Genomic DNA, 14,286 nt, shown 5'->3' with positions numbered 1-14,286 from the left:
TGTCCTTATGCCTGTCCATAGCGACAAAACGACAGATTCATCTCAACCGCTCAAGGCGGCGCTCCTCGGATGCTTACCACCTAGTCGCATATTTTAAATTAAAATTAGACTTTAAAGAGCTAACTTTGATCGAATCGGTTTTCGAGCACCGCGCGCATCAAAGTTACTAAAGATGGCACGCGGCATCGCCGACTGGTGTCATGGTTCCGCGTCTGGTCGTTGCAAAGGAAGGCAGCCCTCGACGAATGCCGGGTATTCACGTCCTGGCTTGCCCTGTGTTTGGATGGATTGCGAAGGCATGTCTGCAATGGACGAACGGCGATACGACAATACGGTTGCGGCAGAGCTCAGGGCTCTCAATCAGCTATTCGCGACGGTCCGTTATGATCGCAGGGGACGCATCAATTCGGCCAATCACCGTTTCGTCCGCTTGCTCGGACACGAGCTCGAGGACATTGTTGGCTCGAGTGCCGCGCTCTTTGAACGTCCAGGTGCTACGCCACTCTTGCAGACGGGCGCCTGGGACCGAATCCTGGATGGAGAGACCCATCGTGAAGGGCGGTTCTGGTTGACGAAGACGGGCCAGGAACTTTGGCTCGACATGACGTTTGTGCCAATCGGTATACCCTCTGACGACGACTTCGAGGTTGTGCAGATCATCTCGGATCTGACTGACCAGCAAGAGAAGATCGCAGACGAGCGTGGCCAGATCGAAGCGATCGGAAACTCCCAAGCCGTTATCCAGTTTTCTCTCGATGGCCATGTTCTTGATGCCAATACGCTCTTCCTCGAGACGATGGGTTACTCGCTGTCCGAGGTTCTAGGGCAACATCACTCGATGTTTGTCGATCCTGACTTTGCCAGCCACCAGGACTACCGTGATTTCTGGGCTTCGCTTGGGCGAGGGGAGCATCAGTCGGGTGAGTATCGCCGGCGCCACAAGTCTGGCCGGGATGTCTGGTTACAAGCCGTTTATAGCCCTGTTCTTGATCTCGCTGGCCGGCCCATCAAGATTGTGAAATTCGCCACAGATCGGACGGCTGAGAAACTGCGACAAGCCGATTATGAATGGCAGATCAATGCCATCCACAAGTCCAATTGTGTGGTAACGCTTGGAATGAACGGCACGATCCTCGATGCCAACGACAAGTTCCTCGACGCGGTCGGCTTCAGCCTTCAGGAAATCGCAGGCCGTCACCACCGGATACTTGTGGATGGCGCTGAGGCCCATGGTTTGGCCTATAATCAGTTCTGGCATGCGCTGAGACGCGGTGAGCATCAATCCGGCCTTTACAAGCGCGTCGGCAAGGATGGTCGCCAGATCTGGCTTCAGGCAACCTACAATCCGATCTTTGACGCAAACGGTGTTCCGTCCAAGGTGGTCAAGTTCGCTTCGGTTGTAACGGAAGAACGTCTTCTGCAGGCTGAATATCAGGGACAGATTGCAGCGATCAATCAGGCGCAATGTGTGATCTCGTTTGCACTTGATGGGACTGTCATCGATGCGAATGATAATTTTTTGGAACTCACCGGCTACAGGTTTGGCGAGGTCTACGGACAACATCACAGCATGTTTGTCTCTGCCGATGCAGCAGACTCTGACGAATATCGCAGTTTCTGGCGCGAGCTTGGCTTGGGCCGACATAAAGCGGGTGAGTACAAGCGTATTGGCAAAGATGGTCGCGAGATCTGGCTACAGGCGACTTACAATCCGATCCTCGACATGGAGGGCCGGCCATTCAAAATTGTCAAATATGCAGTTGACGTGACCGCCGAACGGCTGAGACAGGCCGATTACGAGGGACAGATCGAGGCTATCAACAAGTCGCAAGGCGTCGTAGAGCTTGCACTTGACGGTATCATATTGGCGGTCAACGACAACTTCCTTTCGACCCTCGGCTTTGAGCGTGACAACGTGGTCGGGAAGCATCATTCAGAGCTCGTCGAAAAGTCCTATGCCAAGAGCGTCGAGTATTCCCTGTTTTGGGAGACACTTCGCAGTGGGCAATATCACGCAGGCCTGTACAAAAGGCTCGGTAACGACGGTAGGGAGATCTGGATACAGGCTTCTTATAATCCAATCCTCGACCTGAATGGTTGCCCTCGCAAAGTGATTAAATACGCGACTGATGTGACTTCAAACGTCGCGCTTGCCGAGGCTTTTGAGGATGCAAAACGGCAGGCCCATTTGGATTCGGGTACCTCCCTGCCGAACCGGACAAAATTAGTAGCTTTCATGGAAATCGCTCTGGCGAGCGCTGCGGCAAGCATGACGGTATTCTACGTCGATCTGGACCGCTTCAAACCAATCAATGACACTCATGGTCATCATGTTGGCGATCTGGTTTTGGGGGCCGTTGCAGATCGCTTGCGGCGTGCCATACGCGCTGATCACATGGTCGCACGCGTGGGCGGCGACGAATTCGTCATTGCAGCGCCCGGAATGCCAGCCGAGGCGGTCGAACGGTTCTGCATGAAGCTTATGGAAACAGTCGGTGCGCCCATTCGCCATGAAAGCGGTGAGTTGACAGTTGGCATGTCGATTGGAGTGGCGATTGCGCCCATGGACGGCACAACGCCGGATGAGCTCCTGCGTGCCGCTGATACGGCGCTCTACCGCTCCAAGCAATCCGGACGCGGGCAGTTCAGTTATTTTGCTGCTGAGATGAACGACAAGATCATGTTGCAGCGTAAGATGACGGAGGATATGCGCCATAGCCTGACCGCCGGCCATTTCTTCCTTGAATACCAACCGCGTTTTGATACGCGTGCCCGTCAAATGCGCAGTGTCGAGGCCTTGGTTCGCTGGGCGCATCCGGAGCGCGGCCGCATCCCGCCATGTGACTTCATACCATTGGCCGAGCAAAATGGTTTAATCGTGCCGCTCGGGGACTGGATCCTCGACACTGCATGTGAGGCTGCCGCGAACTGGTCCGGGATCGGCGTTTCGGTCAACGTCTCGCCAGTGCAGTTTCGCGATACAAAATTCGTCGACAAGGTCAGGGATTGCCTTCGCCGCTCCGGTCTGAAGGGTGAACTTCTGGAACTTGAGATCACCGAGGGCGTCTTGCTCGAAGATGCTGAGCGGGCGATTGAAGTGCTCAACGAGTTGAAGGCCATGGGCGTGAAACTTGCCATGGACGATTTTGGCACTGGTTACTCTTCGCTTAGCTATTTGCGCAATTTCCCCTTCGACGTCATCAAGATCGATCGGAGCTTCATCAGCGATCTGGGTACGCGAGAAAGTGCGCGGCCGATCGTTCAAGCAATCCTCGGCCTTGGTCGCGCACTCGGCTTAAGCGTAACAGCGGAAGGTGTCGAAACAAACGAACAACTCGCCCTGCTGACGGCCGACCATTGCTCCGAGATCCAGGGCTTCCTGATGTCGAGGCCGCTGTCGCAAGCCAAGATTTCCGAGCTGATCGAGAAGGTGCCGGAAATCACGGGGGAAGCGTTGCTGCAAACTGCCTGAGCTTCAAGACAATTGATTGGTCAGACGGAACGACTATGTCGAGGACGAGATCCTCGGCCGACTGGAGGCGCTCGACAAGGACCCTTACGGCAGGCCGGGCTATCTGGCCAAAATCTCCTACTCGGACGACGACATGGGGGAGGATTTCCTTCAGTTCCTCAATATTGTCTTCGGCAACAGTTCCATCAAGCCAGGCCTGAAGGTGGAAGACATCAGCCCCTCACCCGGCGTGCTGGCGCTCTGCAAAGGCCCGCGTCACGGCATTGCCGGACTTCGCGCCAGGGCGGGCATAGGTGACACACCCCTTCTGATGTCTGCCATCAAGCCCGTGGGCCTGTCGACAGCACAGCTGGCTCGTCTCGCCCATGACTTCGCGCTCGGCGGCATGCATTTCGTGAAGGACGATCACGGCCTCGTCGATCAGAAGACGTCTCCGTTCGAAGAGCGGTTGCGGGCCTGCGTCGAGGCCGTCGGCGAGTCGAACGCGAAATCCGGCGGCCAGACAAGCTTTGTCCCCAACATTACCGGGCCAACGACATCACTCGTCGAGCGCGCAAGACGAGCGCAGGAAGCTGGCGCGGGTGCCGTGATGATCGCCCCGGCACTGGCCGGCTACGACGCCATCCGTGCGCTGGCGGAGGATTCGGACTTCTCGCTTCCCATCATCTCCCACCCCGCCTTTTCCGGCGCGAATGTCGTCTCACCCGACTGCGGCTTCTCGCACCGCAGCTTTTTCGGCACCTTGCACCGGCTGATGGGTGTGGACGCTGCCATCTACCCGAACTTCGGTGGGCGTTTCGGCTTTACTCGCGAAGAGTGCCTGTCGATTGCGAGGGCTTGTGCGGCCGACATTGGGGGACCCAAGGCGATCGTTGCCGCGCCGGGTGGTGGCATGACCTTAAGCCGTGTGCCCGAAATGCGAGAGGCCTATGGTGACGACGTCATGTATCTGATCGGCGGCGCGCTGCTGCAGGAGCCTAACCTGGTCGATGCCTGCCGCCGCCTGGTCGCCGCCGTCCATGCCTGACGGCCATTCCGCCTTGAGAACCCCGCATCAATTATGAGCCACTAGCAGTCCCATTTTATTCGCGACGGAGCAGTTGTTGAGGTCCTTCTGTGTGGTGGCAACAAAATTGAGCTCACGTATTTTCTATTTTAACAGATTTGGAATCCCGATTGACCCAATCTGAAAAAACGCAGCCGCGTCACCCCTCTCGTGCAACCGCGCCTCGCAGTGTAATGGTCGCCCGCAGGCCGCCCTTGGCCCGGTTCGTTAACTCCACCGTTCCGCCATGCGCGTGCAGTATGGCTCTCGCAATGGGGAGACCCAACCCGACACCCCCGGTCTCACGAGAGCGGGATTGTTCAAGCCGTGTAAACGGCTCGAAGACGCGGGAGAGATCCGCATCGGGTATGCCCGGTCCTGTATCGTCGATGGAAATGACGACATCGCTGCCCATTCGACTGAGACCAATGACCGCTTCGCCCCCGTAACGCTGGGCATTCTCTATCAGGTTGCGCAAGGCGCGCCGCATCGGCGTCCGCCGAAGCGGCAAGGTGACGGGTTCCATCGTGCCGGTTACCACCTGCGGACCGGTTTCGCTCAGTTCGGAGGCCAGATCCAGGAGCAGTCGCGAAATGTCCGTCGGTTCCATCGGCTGGTCAGGCGAGACGCCACGGGCATAGGCCAGCGTCGCCTCGACCATGTCCTGCATTTCATCCAGCGTCGCTGCCATGCGCTCTCGCGTCTCGTCATCATCGACCATCTCCGCCCGCAGGCGCAGCGCCGTGATGGGCGACCTAAGATCGTGACCGAGCGCCGCCAGCATTCGCGTCCGGTCGGCAACCATGCCGGATATGCGTGCCTGCATCCGCTCCATCGCGTCGGACAGTGCGCGCACCTCGTCGGGCCCGCCGCGCGGCATGGAAAATGCCGGACCGTCGATCCCCATCTCTTCCGCCGCCTTAACAAGGTGTCGCAGCGGGCCGGTGATCCGGCGCAGTCCAAGCCAGAGCGCTGCCATGATCAGCGCCAACGAAAGCAGAATAGTGCCCAGGATAGCCGGAGGGAGCTGGAAATCCCGGCGGTCGTTGCGGGAGCGGACATTGAGCCAGGTCCCGTCCTTCAAGAGCACGGACAGGCGAAGTTCGGTTGGAGCCACGCCTGCGGCCAGCAGCCGGTCACGCAACCAGGCAAGCGCGGCAGGAGGCGTCATGGGACGGCCGTCGCGCGGGGAGATCCCGACTTCTTCGGCACGAATCTCGCGCGGGCTTCCCAGCACATCTGTTACCCTGGATCGGACCGCCGGTAGCTCAGTTTCCTTCAAACTGATCGCGCTCTCTCCCACCTCGAATTGCGCTTGATGCGAGCGGGCCGCGGCAAGGACGCCCGGACGATTTTCCGGTTCGGCGGCTTCCAGTGCGAGAACGACCGCCGCTGCCCGCTCGGCGGTTTCGACTCTGAGGCTGGCTTGCAAGGCGGTCCCGCGTTCACCCGTGAAAAGCCAGAGGCTTATGAACTGGGCCACCAGGAAGGCGACCAGGATCAACAGTGCCAACTGCCCGGTCAGGCTGCGAGGGGCAAGCCGCATCAATTCACCTCTCGGACATCGGTCGCAAGGCTGTAGCCACCCGCCCGAATGGTGGCGATGATCCTGGGGCTTGCCGCGTCATCTTCGATCTTGCGGCGCAGGCGGCTGACCTGGTTGTCGATGGTGCGGTCGAAAACCTCGGCTACCCGGCCGGACGTCAGGTCCAACAGCTGATCGCGCGACAGCACGAAGCGCGGGCGTTCCAGAAAGATGGTCAGCAACTTGAACTCGGCGCTTGTCAGGCTGACTTCACGCCCGTCCTGATGCGTGAGGGCGCGGGTATCGGTGTCGAGCACCCAACCTGCGAAGGCCAGCTTGCGCCCACCAAGAGTACCAGCCATGGGCTCGGGCCGGTCAGAACGTCGCAAGATGGCCTTGATCCGCGCCAGGAGTTCGCGCGGATTGAAAGGCTTCACCAGATAGTCGTCGGCGCCGATTTCCAGACCAACGATGCGGTCGGTCTCCTCGCCCAAGGCGCTGAGCATCAGGATCGGCGGGCCGCCGCTGGCCGAAACGCGCCGCGCGGCGGAAAGCCCATCCTCGCCTGGCATCATCACATCGAGAACGATCAGATCGAACCTTCCGGCCTTCAGAGCCACGTCCATTTCCGCGGCATCGCGAGCAGGCGTTGCGCGCATCCCGTTCTTTTCCAGATATCGCGTCACCGCATCGCGGATTTCGCGATGGTCGTCCACGACCAGGATATGGGGCGATAGATCAGTCATGCCCTTACATAGCCTGCCGTTGCAGCAAGCGGGAGGAATTTTGCGTATCCGTCTGTCGCACTCCCTGTCCTTGCGACAGACGGATACAATTCAGGCCCCGTCGCGGCATCCTTCTGCGACAAAGCCCCTCCATCCTGGTCTCATTCGAAACACAGACCCGAAGAGGTGAGACCATGAAACGCAAGACGATCCTTACTCTTGGCGCCATCGCTGCCGTCGCAGTCATCGGCGGTGCGACCATTCCGGCCATCGCGGGCGGCGGCCCCTGGGGCATGATGGGAGGCCATGCACCGGGCATGATGATGCAGGGCGCCGACGGCGCAGGATGGGGGCCTGGCCGGATGGGCCAGCGCGCCGGCCATGGCCCGATGGGCATGAACGGCTTTGCCGAAAATCCGGTCTTCCAGTCTTTCGATGCCGACAAGGACGGCAAGGTCACGGCTACGGAGGCAGAGGCCGGTGTTTCCGCCCTGCTCGCCACCCATGATGCCGACAAGAGCGGCGCTCTGTCCGAGGCGGAATTTGCCGCGCTCTTTTCCGAGGTGACCAAAGGCATGGCCGCGCGACCCTTCGCCATGCTCGATGATGATGGCAACAAGGAAATCAGCGCCGAGGAAATCACCTTTCCCGTGAAGATGATGGCCCGCATGGGCCGCTTGACAGACATCAATGCCGGAACCCCGACCAAACCGTAACCAGACAGGGGATAGCGGGTGCCGAAAGGTGTCCGCCCAATCATTCAAAGGGACAGAGCCATGACACATCCCACAGGTTATTCCGGAGCGCAGATCGCGCTCCACTGGATCGTCGCCCTGCTGGTCGCCGGTCAATATATCTTCAAGGACTCCATCGCCTCTGCCTGGGATGCGATCCGGCAGGGCACGGACTATGCCTTCGACCCACTGATCCTGGCCCATGTCGCGGGCGGCGGGCTGATCCTCGTCTTCATCCTGTGGCGACTGGCCCTGCGTCTGACGCGTGGCGCGCCTCTACCGCCCGCGAATGAACCCGCGCCGCTAAAGCTGCTGAGCCATGTCGCCCACTGGGCCTTCTATGCGGTACTGGCGATCATGTCTGTATCGGGTGCATTGGCGTGGTTCGTCGATCTCACCATTGCCGCACAGGTCCACAACATCTTCAAGGTCGTGCTTCTGGCGCTTGTCGCTCTGCATGTCCTGGCTATTCCCTTCCATCGGATCGTGCTGAAAAACAACGTCATGATCCGCATGATCCGTCCGGCGGAGTAGCGGCGACTACCGAGTGGGGCTCGACCGTTAAAGGTCGCCGGCGGGGGGAGCCTGGCGAATGTGCTGGACAAGAGCAGTCATGGGTCATCATGCTGGAAACGTCTCGACGTAGCGGGTTCAATCGGGTTGGGCATCAATCCAAATTTCCAAGATCGACAGAAAGAGAAGACCGCCATGTCAGCGCCCGAAGAGCAAAGCCTTCCGATTGATCTGAAACTGTCTGAGCCGACAGTTGCTCGCCGGCGCCGCTGGTTTCGCAAGCGCTATCTGCTGGTCCTGCTGGTCCCGGTGTTCATGTTCTCGGGCGCGGTGCTGGGACTGTATTTTCAACCGACGGGCTTGCAGAAGTTCTACGCACTGACGGGCCTTACTCCCGGTGGCGGCTCGGATGCACCCATTGCTCTGCCGCCCGAGATCGAGCTGCCGTCGAAGATGGCGGAAACCCTGCTGCCCACCGATGTGGTGGGGTTGGCGCGGGTGATGCCGCGTGGCGATGTCTCGGTTGTGGCGGCACCCTACGGCGCGGGCGATGCGCGCGTTGCCGAAATCCTCGTATCCGTGGGTGACCGGGTGGAGAAGGGCACCGTGCTGGCGCGGCTCGACAATCACTCGGCTCTGACCGGCGCGGTCCTGACGGCCGAGGCAAACCTTGCCGTGCGCGAAGCAAACCTCATTCAGACCCGTGCCGCGATAGAGGCAAGCCGCAACGAAGCACAAGCTACGCTTGATCAGGCCCTGGCCACTGCGGCAGAAGCCGCCACGACGCTGGCGCGAACGGCAGAACTCGTTTCGCACGATGTGGGCACACAGGCTACGCTCGATGCCGCCCGTTCGGCGGCAGAGAGCGCCCAACTTTCCGTGGTGCGCGCCGAGGCGACGTTAACGCGCTATGCCGCAGTCACGCTGGACGAACAGCCCGATGTGATCGTGGCGAGCCGCAATGTGGATGCCGCCCGATCCGACCTCGCCCGTGCGCAGCTTGATCTTGCGCGCGCCGAGGTCGTGGCCCCGATCACCGGTACAATCCTCGACATCCATGTTACGCCCGGACAGCGCCCTCCTACCGACGGCATCATGGACATGGGCGACACCGACCAGATGATGGCCGAGGTGGAGATCTGGCAGGACCGCATCAGTAATGTTTTGGTCGGCCAACCGGTGGAGTTGGCCACCCCGGCACTGGGTGTCACGCTTCAGGGCCGGGTGGACAGCATCGGGCTGACCGTGGGACGGCAGGGACTGATTTCGGACGACGCGGCGGAAAACAAGGATGCGCGCGTGATCCAGGTCCTGGTGGTGCTGGACAAGGCCTCCTCTGAACTTGCCGCACGCTTCACGAATCTCGAGGTCATAGCCCGCATTGACACCACTGCGCGGGTCAATCCATGAGCTACCTGCTGCAACGCCTGTTCGGGCGGCTGCCGATCGGCTGGCTGCAATTGACCCATAACCGCACCCGCTTTGCGGCGGCACTGGCCGGCGTGGCCTTTGCCAATGTGCTGGTCTTCGTCCAGCTTGGGATCATGAATTCGATGGGTGCTGCAACATTGCGACCCTATGATTTCTTCCAGGCAGATATCATGATTTCGGCCAGCGACGCGAGCACCCTGACCGATGGCGGCAATGTCGCAAGGCAATGGCTGCTACAGGCAATGGGTGATCCGGATGTCTCCGCGGGCATGGGTCTCCTGATCGCCAATGTTCCCTGGGACCGGGGCGAGAAGGACATCAGTCTGACGACCTTTGGCGTGGACCCGGTCAAGAAAGAATTCCTGGCCGCCGATATCGCAAGCGATCTGTACCTCTTGCAGGTGCAAGATGCGGCGATACTCGACCGGCTGGCCCGGGGACTGGGCAAGGATGAAGCTTCCGCGATCCGTCCGCAATCACCGCTCTCCTTTGAAACGCAGGGCCGTACCGTCACCGCTTACGCCACCTTTGCCGGCGGAGGCGGGTTCGGTGGCGATGGCTATATGCTGGTCTCGGATCAGACCTTTTTGTCGCTGTTCCCGACGCGCAGTTCCACGGCGCCCGACCATATCCTTTTGACGCTGCGCCCCGGCGCGCAGACGGAGGCCGTGATCGCGCGCCTGAAATCCCTGATCTCCGATCCATCCCTGCGCATCCGCAGCTATGAACAAGCCGCGCAGGAGGACCTGCGCTACCAGCAGACCAAGCGGCCCACGGGCATCATCTTCGGCTTCGGCGTACTGATAGGCGTTCTCGTCGGAATCGTGATCGTCTATCAGGTGCTGTCCACCGACGTGGCCGACCACCTGCGTGAATACGCAACCTTCAAGGCCATGGGTTATGGCCCCCAGTTCTTTCTCGGCATCGTCTTCGAAGAGGCGCTGGGGTGGCGTCGCCTTAACCGAGTTTGGGATGCGGTAGTCTCTTCGACCTGAACTTCACGCATCAATCGACAAAGCGATTTCCCGCCAGGTCGAGATGGCGTGAGTGCGAAGCTGGCGATGGTCTGCGGCGGTCAAGTCTTTGCGGTGAAGAAGGAAGAGATTGGCGATCTGGCCGTGAGTGGAGACGAAACGCTGACATTGCCGCGCGGACTTGAAGCGCATCATGCGCCGCTCTCGTCGTCGCACAGCAAGATGGGAATTTTCAGCCTGGTTGTTCAATCCCTTGTGCGAGCGATGTTCGACCTTCGGCATCAAATCCGCCTTCGCAGCCGAATAGGAACGCAGCTTGTCGGTCAGCATCACGCGCGGGGCGATACCTTGACCCTTGAGCAGTTTGCGCATCAGACGCAAGGCTGCTGCCTTGTTCCTTCGGCTTTGCAAGAGGGCGTCGAGAACGTAGCCGTTGGCATCGACGGCGCGCCACAGCCAGTATTTCTTTCCCTTGATCGTCACCACCATCTCATCGAGCTGCCACTTGTCGGCAAACTGGCCTCGTGAGCGGCGTCGGAGCTGATTGGCGAACTTCAAGCCAAATTTCGCCGCCCATTCCGAGACGGTCTGGAATGAGACGTTGATGCCGCGCTCGGCCAACAGATCTTCGACGTCGCGTAAACTGAGCGGAAATCGGAAATACAGCCAGACCGCATGGGTGATGATCTCGGCAGGAAAGCGGTGGCGTCTGAAGTGGGCGGCAGGGAATTCGGTCATGACAATCCGAATATCAAGTCGGCTAAAACAGGCGGTTAAGGCGACGCCACCTCCGCGACCATCTGGACGATGCGAGCCAGCATCGTGTCGCGCCCGACTTTTTCCGCCCGGATGACGAGCGCGCCGGTCTGATTCAGCGTCCCTCCTACGACCGCTTCGCCGACTACGCGCGTCACCGGCATGGATTCGCCGGTCACCATCGATTCATCGATCGATGAGCGCCCCTGCTCGACCACGCCATCCACCGGCACGGTTTCCCCGGGCCGGACCCTGAGCCGCTCGCCGATCGCAATCGCCTCGACCGGCACATCTTCTTCCACACCGTCTGCCCCGATGCGTCGTGCGGTCTTCGGCGCGAGATTGAGAAGCGCGCGGATCGCGCCGGGCGTCTGTTCCCGGGCGCGCAACTCCATAACCTGACCAAGCAGCACCAGCACGGTGATGACGGCGGCCGCCTCATAATAGACCGCGACCGCGCCATCAGCGTCACGGAAAGCCTGCGGGAAGAGCTGCGGCGCGAATGTCGCGACGATGCTGTATCCCCAGGCGACGCCGGTCCCCATCGCGATCAGCGTGAACATGTTGAGGCTGCGGTTGACGATCGACGCCCAGCCACGCGCGAAGAACGGCCATCCGGCCCACAGCACCACCGGCGTCGCCAGGGCGAACTGGATCCAGATCGAGATGTGCATCGGCACCAGATGGTGCAGCGCCGGGATCAGGTGGCCGCCCATCTCCAGCAGGAACACGGGCAAGGCGAGCGCGAGGCCGATCCAGAAGCGCCGGGTCATATCGGCAAGTTCGGGACTGGGTCCGGCATCCGCCGCCGCGATCAGCGGCTCCAGCGCCATGCCGCAGATCGGACAACTGCCCGGCGCGTCCCGGCGGATTTCCGGATGCATCGGGCAGGTCCAGATCGTGCCCTCCGTTACGGCTGCCGTTAACGCCGCAACGGGGTGATGCTCATGGCGATCAAGTCTATGGGTGTGGCTAGGGTGGGAATGATCGCCATGGGTAGCAGCACCCTCATGGTGCGGCTCGGCATGCGCTACCCGTGCTGCATAATGCACGGGGTCGGCGTCGAACTTCGCCTTACAGCCGGCCGAGCAGAAGGCGTAACGCTCGCCTTCATACTCAGCCTTGTGAGCGGTCCTGGCGGGATCGACCACCATGCCACAGACCGGATCATGGTCGACGTGACCGGACGGCGTTTCGCCGTCCGGCTCATGATGGTGATGATGGCCGTGCGCCCCAGTCACCTCGGCGGCGCGTTCGCTCTTCTGATCGTCGTCGGCCATTCATCACCTTTCACACGCCGCGCGTGCCTTCCGGTCTTTGTTCACTCCTCGATCAGATGGAACTCTTCGAGCAGCTTGGCGATCTCCGTGCCTTCGAGCTTCTTCATCAGCAGCTTGCGCAGGAAGGCCGGTCCGGGAAGATCGATGCCCTTGCCGTCCCGCAGCGGACCGATCGCAGCAAGAAGTGTACGAATATCATAGGTCGAGTTGAAGACCTCCGGCACGCCGCGCTCGACATTCATCAGCGTGTAGACGGCCTCCATCGGGGTTCTCACCGAATATTCCGTGGTGAAGATGCAGTCCCGCTGCTTCGATTCCGCGAACTGGCCGATGAAGGCGAAGTTGACCGCGCCCTCCGGCACCACGTCCGGCCGGTCACCCGCCTGGCGCGGCATGAAGAAGGCGGTAATATAGGGCATCATCGTGGGAACGGTGCTGGCGCCGGATGCCGCGAGTTCGGGAATGTCCTCGACCGGCACGCCGAGGTGATAGAGCCATTCCTGGGTGATCTCCTCACCGGTGCATTCCTGCATCGGCTTCTTCACGAAGTCGCCGGGGCAATCGACAAAGAGCGCGTAGAACCAGGCGATCATCTGATCTTTGGGCTGCTTCTTGAAATGCGGCTGGCGATGAACCGTCCAGCTCAGCAGCCACGCCGAGTCCTTCACCGTGACGATACCGGCGGAGACGATCTTGCCGGTAAAGGGGTTCCGCTTGGTGATCTTCTCGACATAGGCCGGAATGCGGGCGTCGAGGGCAGTGATGGAGGCGGAGGCCCATTTCGTCTCCGGGATATGGGCGCCGAACACGTCGGGGCGGCCGAAGGCCGGATCCTTCGCGGCGATGCGGCGCCACAGGTCCCAGGCCGGCGCCGGTCCTTCATTGAGCTTCGCCGGCGTCCTGTGGTCGCCATTGTCGGAATTCTCGGTCAGCGAGCCGATCGTGATGAAGACGAGATCGTCTGGCCCGAGATCGACGCCGCCTTCGACGCCGCGCTCTTTCCAGTGAATGCGGGTCGCTTGCTTGCGGCCGGGCTGGATGTCGAAATCGACATCGGTGACCTCGACGCCGTAGCGGAACGTGACGCCGTGATCGGTCAGCCACTTCACCAGCGGCAGGACCATCGATTCATACTGGTTATAGCGGTTGAACTTGAGCGAGGAGAAGTCGGCGAGACTGCCGATATGATGGATGAAGCGGTGCAGGTAGAGCTTCATCTCCAGCGCGGAATGCCATTCCTCGAAGGCGAACATGGTGCGCCAGTAGAGCCAGAAATTGCTTTTGAGGAAGTCTTCGCCGAAGACCTCGTTGATACGCTTGTTCTCCATCTCCTCGCGCGTCGCGAGGAAGACCGAGAGCAGGTCCTTCTGGGCCTTGTCGTTTAGCGTCAACAGCGCTTTGTCGGGCACGTCCTGGCCCTGGTTCTGCGTCGTGCGCTGGAGCGAAAAGTTGGGATCGTCCTTGTTGAGCCGGTAGAACTCGTCGAGCACGCTGGCGTCCTCGATCTCCAGCGAGGGGATCGAGCGATAAAGGTCCCACAGGCACTCGAAATGTTCTTCCATTTCGCGGCCGCCGCGAATGACGAAGCCCTTTTCGGGCACGTCCAGACCATCGAGCGCGCCACCAGGGATTTCCAGCTCTTCAAGGATGGTGATGCGGTCGCCGGAAACGCCGCCGTCGCGGATCAGGAAGGCCGCGCCGGCAAGCCCCGCCAGCCCCGAACCGACAAACCAGGCCGTCTTCTTGTCGGCGCCCTCGGGCTTGCGGGGACGCACGAAGGCTTCATAGTTTCCGCTGCTATAGTGCATGGCGAACTCCTGTTCTTCTTGTT

The 14,286-nt window shown here is 60.5% G+C and carries 10 protein-coding genes and 1 pseudogene; 6 read left to right on the top strand and 5 right to left on the bottom strand.

Going from position 1 to position 14,286, the window contains the following annotated elements; genetic code table 11:
- Positions 1-298: 298 nt before the first annotated feature.
- Positions 299-3,472, top strand: coding sequence for a bifunctional diguanylate cyclase/phosphodiesterase (locus AKG11_RS29135; protein ID WP_197284033.1), 3,174 nt, complete (start codon positions 299-301; stop codon positions 3,470-3,472).
- A gap of 16 nt (positions 3,473-3,488) precedes the next feature.
- Positions 3,489-4,499 (top strand): RuBisCO large subunit C-terminal-like domain-containing protein, encoded by a 1,011-nt coding sequence (locus AKG11_RS29130; protein WP_082342762.1) that lies wholly within the window; start codon positions 3,489-3,491, stop codon positions 4,497-4,499.
- Between the two features lie 178 nt (positions 4,500-4,677).
- Here AKG11_RS29130 and AKG11_RS29125 read toward each other — a convergent pair whose 3' ends face one another.
- On the bottom strand, positions 4,678-6,063 hold the full coding sequence (locus AKG11_RS29125; protein WP_245290270.1) for an ATP-binding protein: 1,386 nt from the start codon (positions 6,061-6,063) through the stop codon (positions 4,678-4,680).
- The gene (locus AKG11_RS29120; protein ID WP_050746450.1) at positions 6,063-6,788 is read right to left on the bottom strand and encodes a response regulator; all 726 of its coding nucleotides are present in this window, start codon (positions 6,786-6,788) and stop codon (positions 6,063-6,065) included. The genes AKG11_RS29125 and AKG11_RS29120 overlap by 1 nt, the downstream gene beginning before the upstream one ends.
- Positions 6,789-6,961: 173 nt before the next feature.
- Here AKG11_RS29120 and AKG11_RS29115 point away from each other — a divergent pair, with 173 nt between their 5' ends.
- From AKG11_RS29115 to AKG11_RS29100, 4 genes are all read left to right on the top strand, one after another.
- Positions 6,962-7,483, top strand: coding sequence for an EF-hand domain-containing protein (locus AKG11_RS29115; RefSeq protein WP_050746449.1), 522 nt, complete (start codon positions 6,962-6,964; stop codon positions 7,481-7,483).
- A gap of 60 nt (positions 7,484-7,543) precedes the next feature.
- Positions 7,544-8,035: a cytochrome b gene (locus tag AKG11_RS29110; RefSeq protein ID WP_050746448.1), complete on the top strand. Its 492-nt coding sequence runs from the start codon at positions 7,544-7,546 to the stop codon at positions 8,033-8,035.
- Between the two features lie 174 nt (positions 8,036-8,209).
- Positions 8,210-9,424, top strand: coding sequence for an HlyD family efflux transporter periplasmic adaptor subunit (locus AKG11_RS29105; RefSeq protein ID WP_156334155.1), 1,215 nt, complete (start codon positions 8,210-8,212; stop codon positions 9,422-9,424).
- Complete coding sequence (locus tag AKG11_RS29100) at positions 9,421-10,440, top strand: hypothetical protein (RefSeq protein WP_050746446.1); 1,020 nt, start codon at positions 9,421-9,423, stop codon at positions 10,438-10,440. Before AKG11_RS29105 ends, AKG11_RS29100 begins: the two co-directional genes overlap by 4 nt.
- A gap of 3 nt (positions 10,441-10,443) precedes the next feature.
- On the opposite strand, the gene AKG11_RS29095 is transcribed toward AKG11_RS29100, so the two are convergent.
- The 3 genes and pseudogenes from AKG11_RS29095 to AKG11_RS29085 all read right to left on the bottom strand — a co-directional run bounded on the left by AKG11_RS29095 (position 10,444) and on the right by AKG11_RS29085 (position 14,263).
- Complete coding sequence (locus tag AKG11_RS29095; RefSeq protein ID WP_037095196.1) at positions 10,444-11,157, bottom strand: IS6 family transposase; 714 nt, start codon at positions 11,155-11,157, stop codon at positions 10,444-10,446.
- Between the two features lie 50 nt (positions 11,158-11,207).
- Positions 11,208-12,455 (bottom strand): annotated as a pseudogene (locus tag AKG11_RS29090) (YHS domain-containing protein); the annotation flags it as partial.
- Between the two features lie 41 nt (positions 12,456-12,496).
- Positions 12,497-14,263 carry an oleate hydratase gene (locus tag AKG11_RS29085; RefSeq protein ID WP_035219816.1) on the bottom strand — a complete coding sequence of 589 codons (1,767 nt, stop codon included), beginning with the start codon at positions 14,261-14,263 and terminating at the stop codon, positions 12,497-12,499.
- Positions 14,264-14,286: the final 23 nt, after the last annotated feature.

The organism is Shinella sp. SUS2 (assembly GCF_001262505.1).
Taxonomy (GTDB): Bacteria; Pseudomonadota; Alphaproteobacteria; order Rhizobiales; family Rhizobiaceae; genus Shinella.
The sequence above is the reverse complement of the archived record's forward strand: the minus strand, read 5'-3'. Positions and strand labels throughout refer to the sequence as shown.

Excerpts from the sequence above, each read along its gene's own strand:
- AKG11_RS29085 (WP_035219816.1), bottom strand. The coding sequence starts at position 14,263 with ATGCACTATAGCAGCGGAAACTATGAAGCCTTCGTGCGTCCCCGCAAG.
- AKG11_RS29120 (WP_050746450.1), bottom strand. The coding sequence starts at position 6,788 with ATGACTGATCTATCGCCCCATATCCTGGTCGTGGACGACCATCGCGAA.
- AKG11_RS29110 (WP_050746448.1), top strand. The coding sequence starts at position 7,544 with ATGACACATCCCACAGGTTATTCCGGAGCGCAGATCGCGCTCCACTGG.
- AKG11_RS29100 (WP_050746446.1), top strand. The coding sequence starts at position 9,421 with ATGAGCTACCTGCTGCAACGCCTGTTCGGGCGGCTGCCGATCGGCTGG.
- AKG11_RS29135 (WP_197284033.1), top strand. The coding sequence starts at position 299 with ATGTCTGCAATGGACGAACGGCGATACGACAATACGGTTGCGGCAGAG.
- AKG11_RS29115 (WP_050746449.1), top strand. The coding sequence starts at position 6,962 with ATGAAACGCAAGACGATCCTTACTCTTGGCGCCATCGCTGCCGTCGCA.
- AKG11_RS29095 (WP_037095196.1), bottom strand. The coding sequence starts at position 11,157 with ATGACCGAATTCCCTGCCGCCCACTTCAGACGCCACCGCTTTCCTGCC.
- AKG11_RS29125 (WP_245290270.1), bottom strand. The coding sequence starts at position 6,063 with ATGCGGCTTGCCCCTCGCAGCCTGACCGGGCAGTTGGCACTGTTGATC.
- AKG11_RS29105 (WP_156334155.1), top strand. The coding sequence starts at position 8,210 with ATGTCAGCGCCCGAAGAGCAAAGCCTTCCGATTGATCTGAAACTGTCT.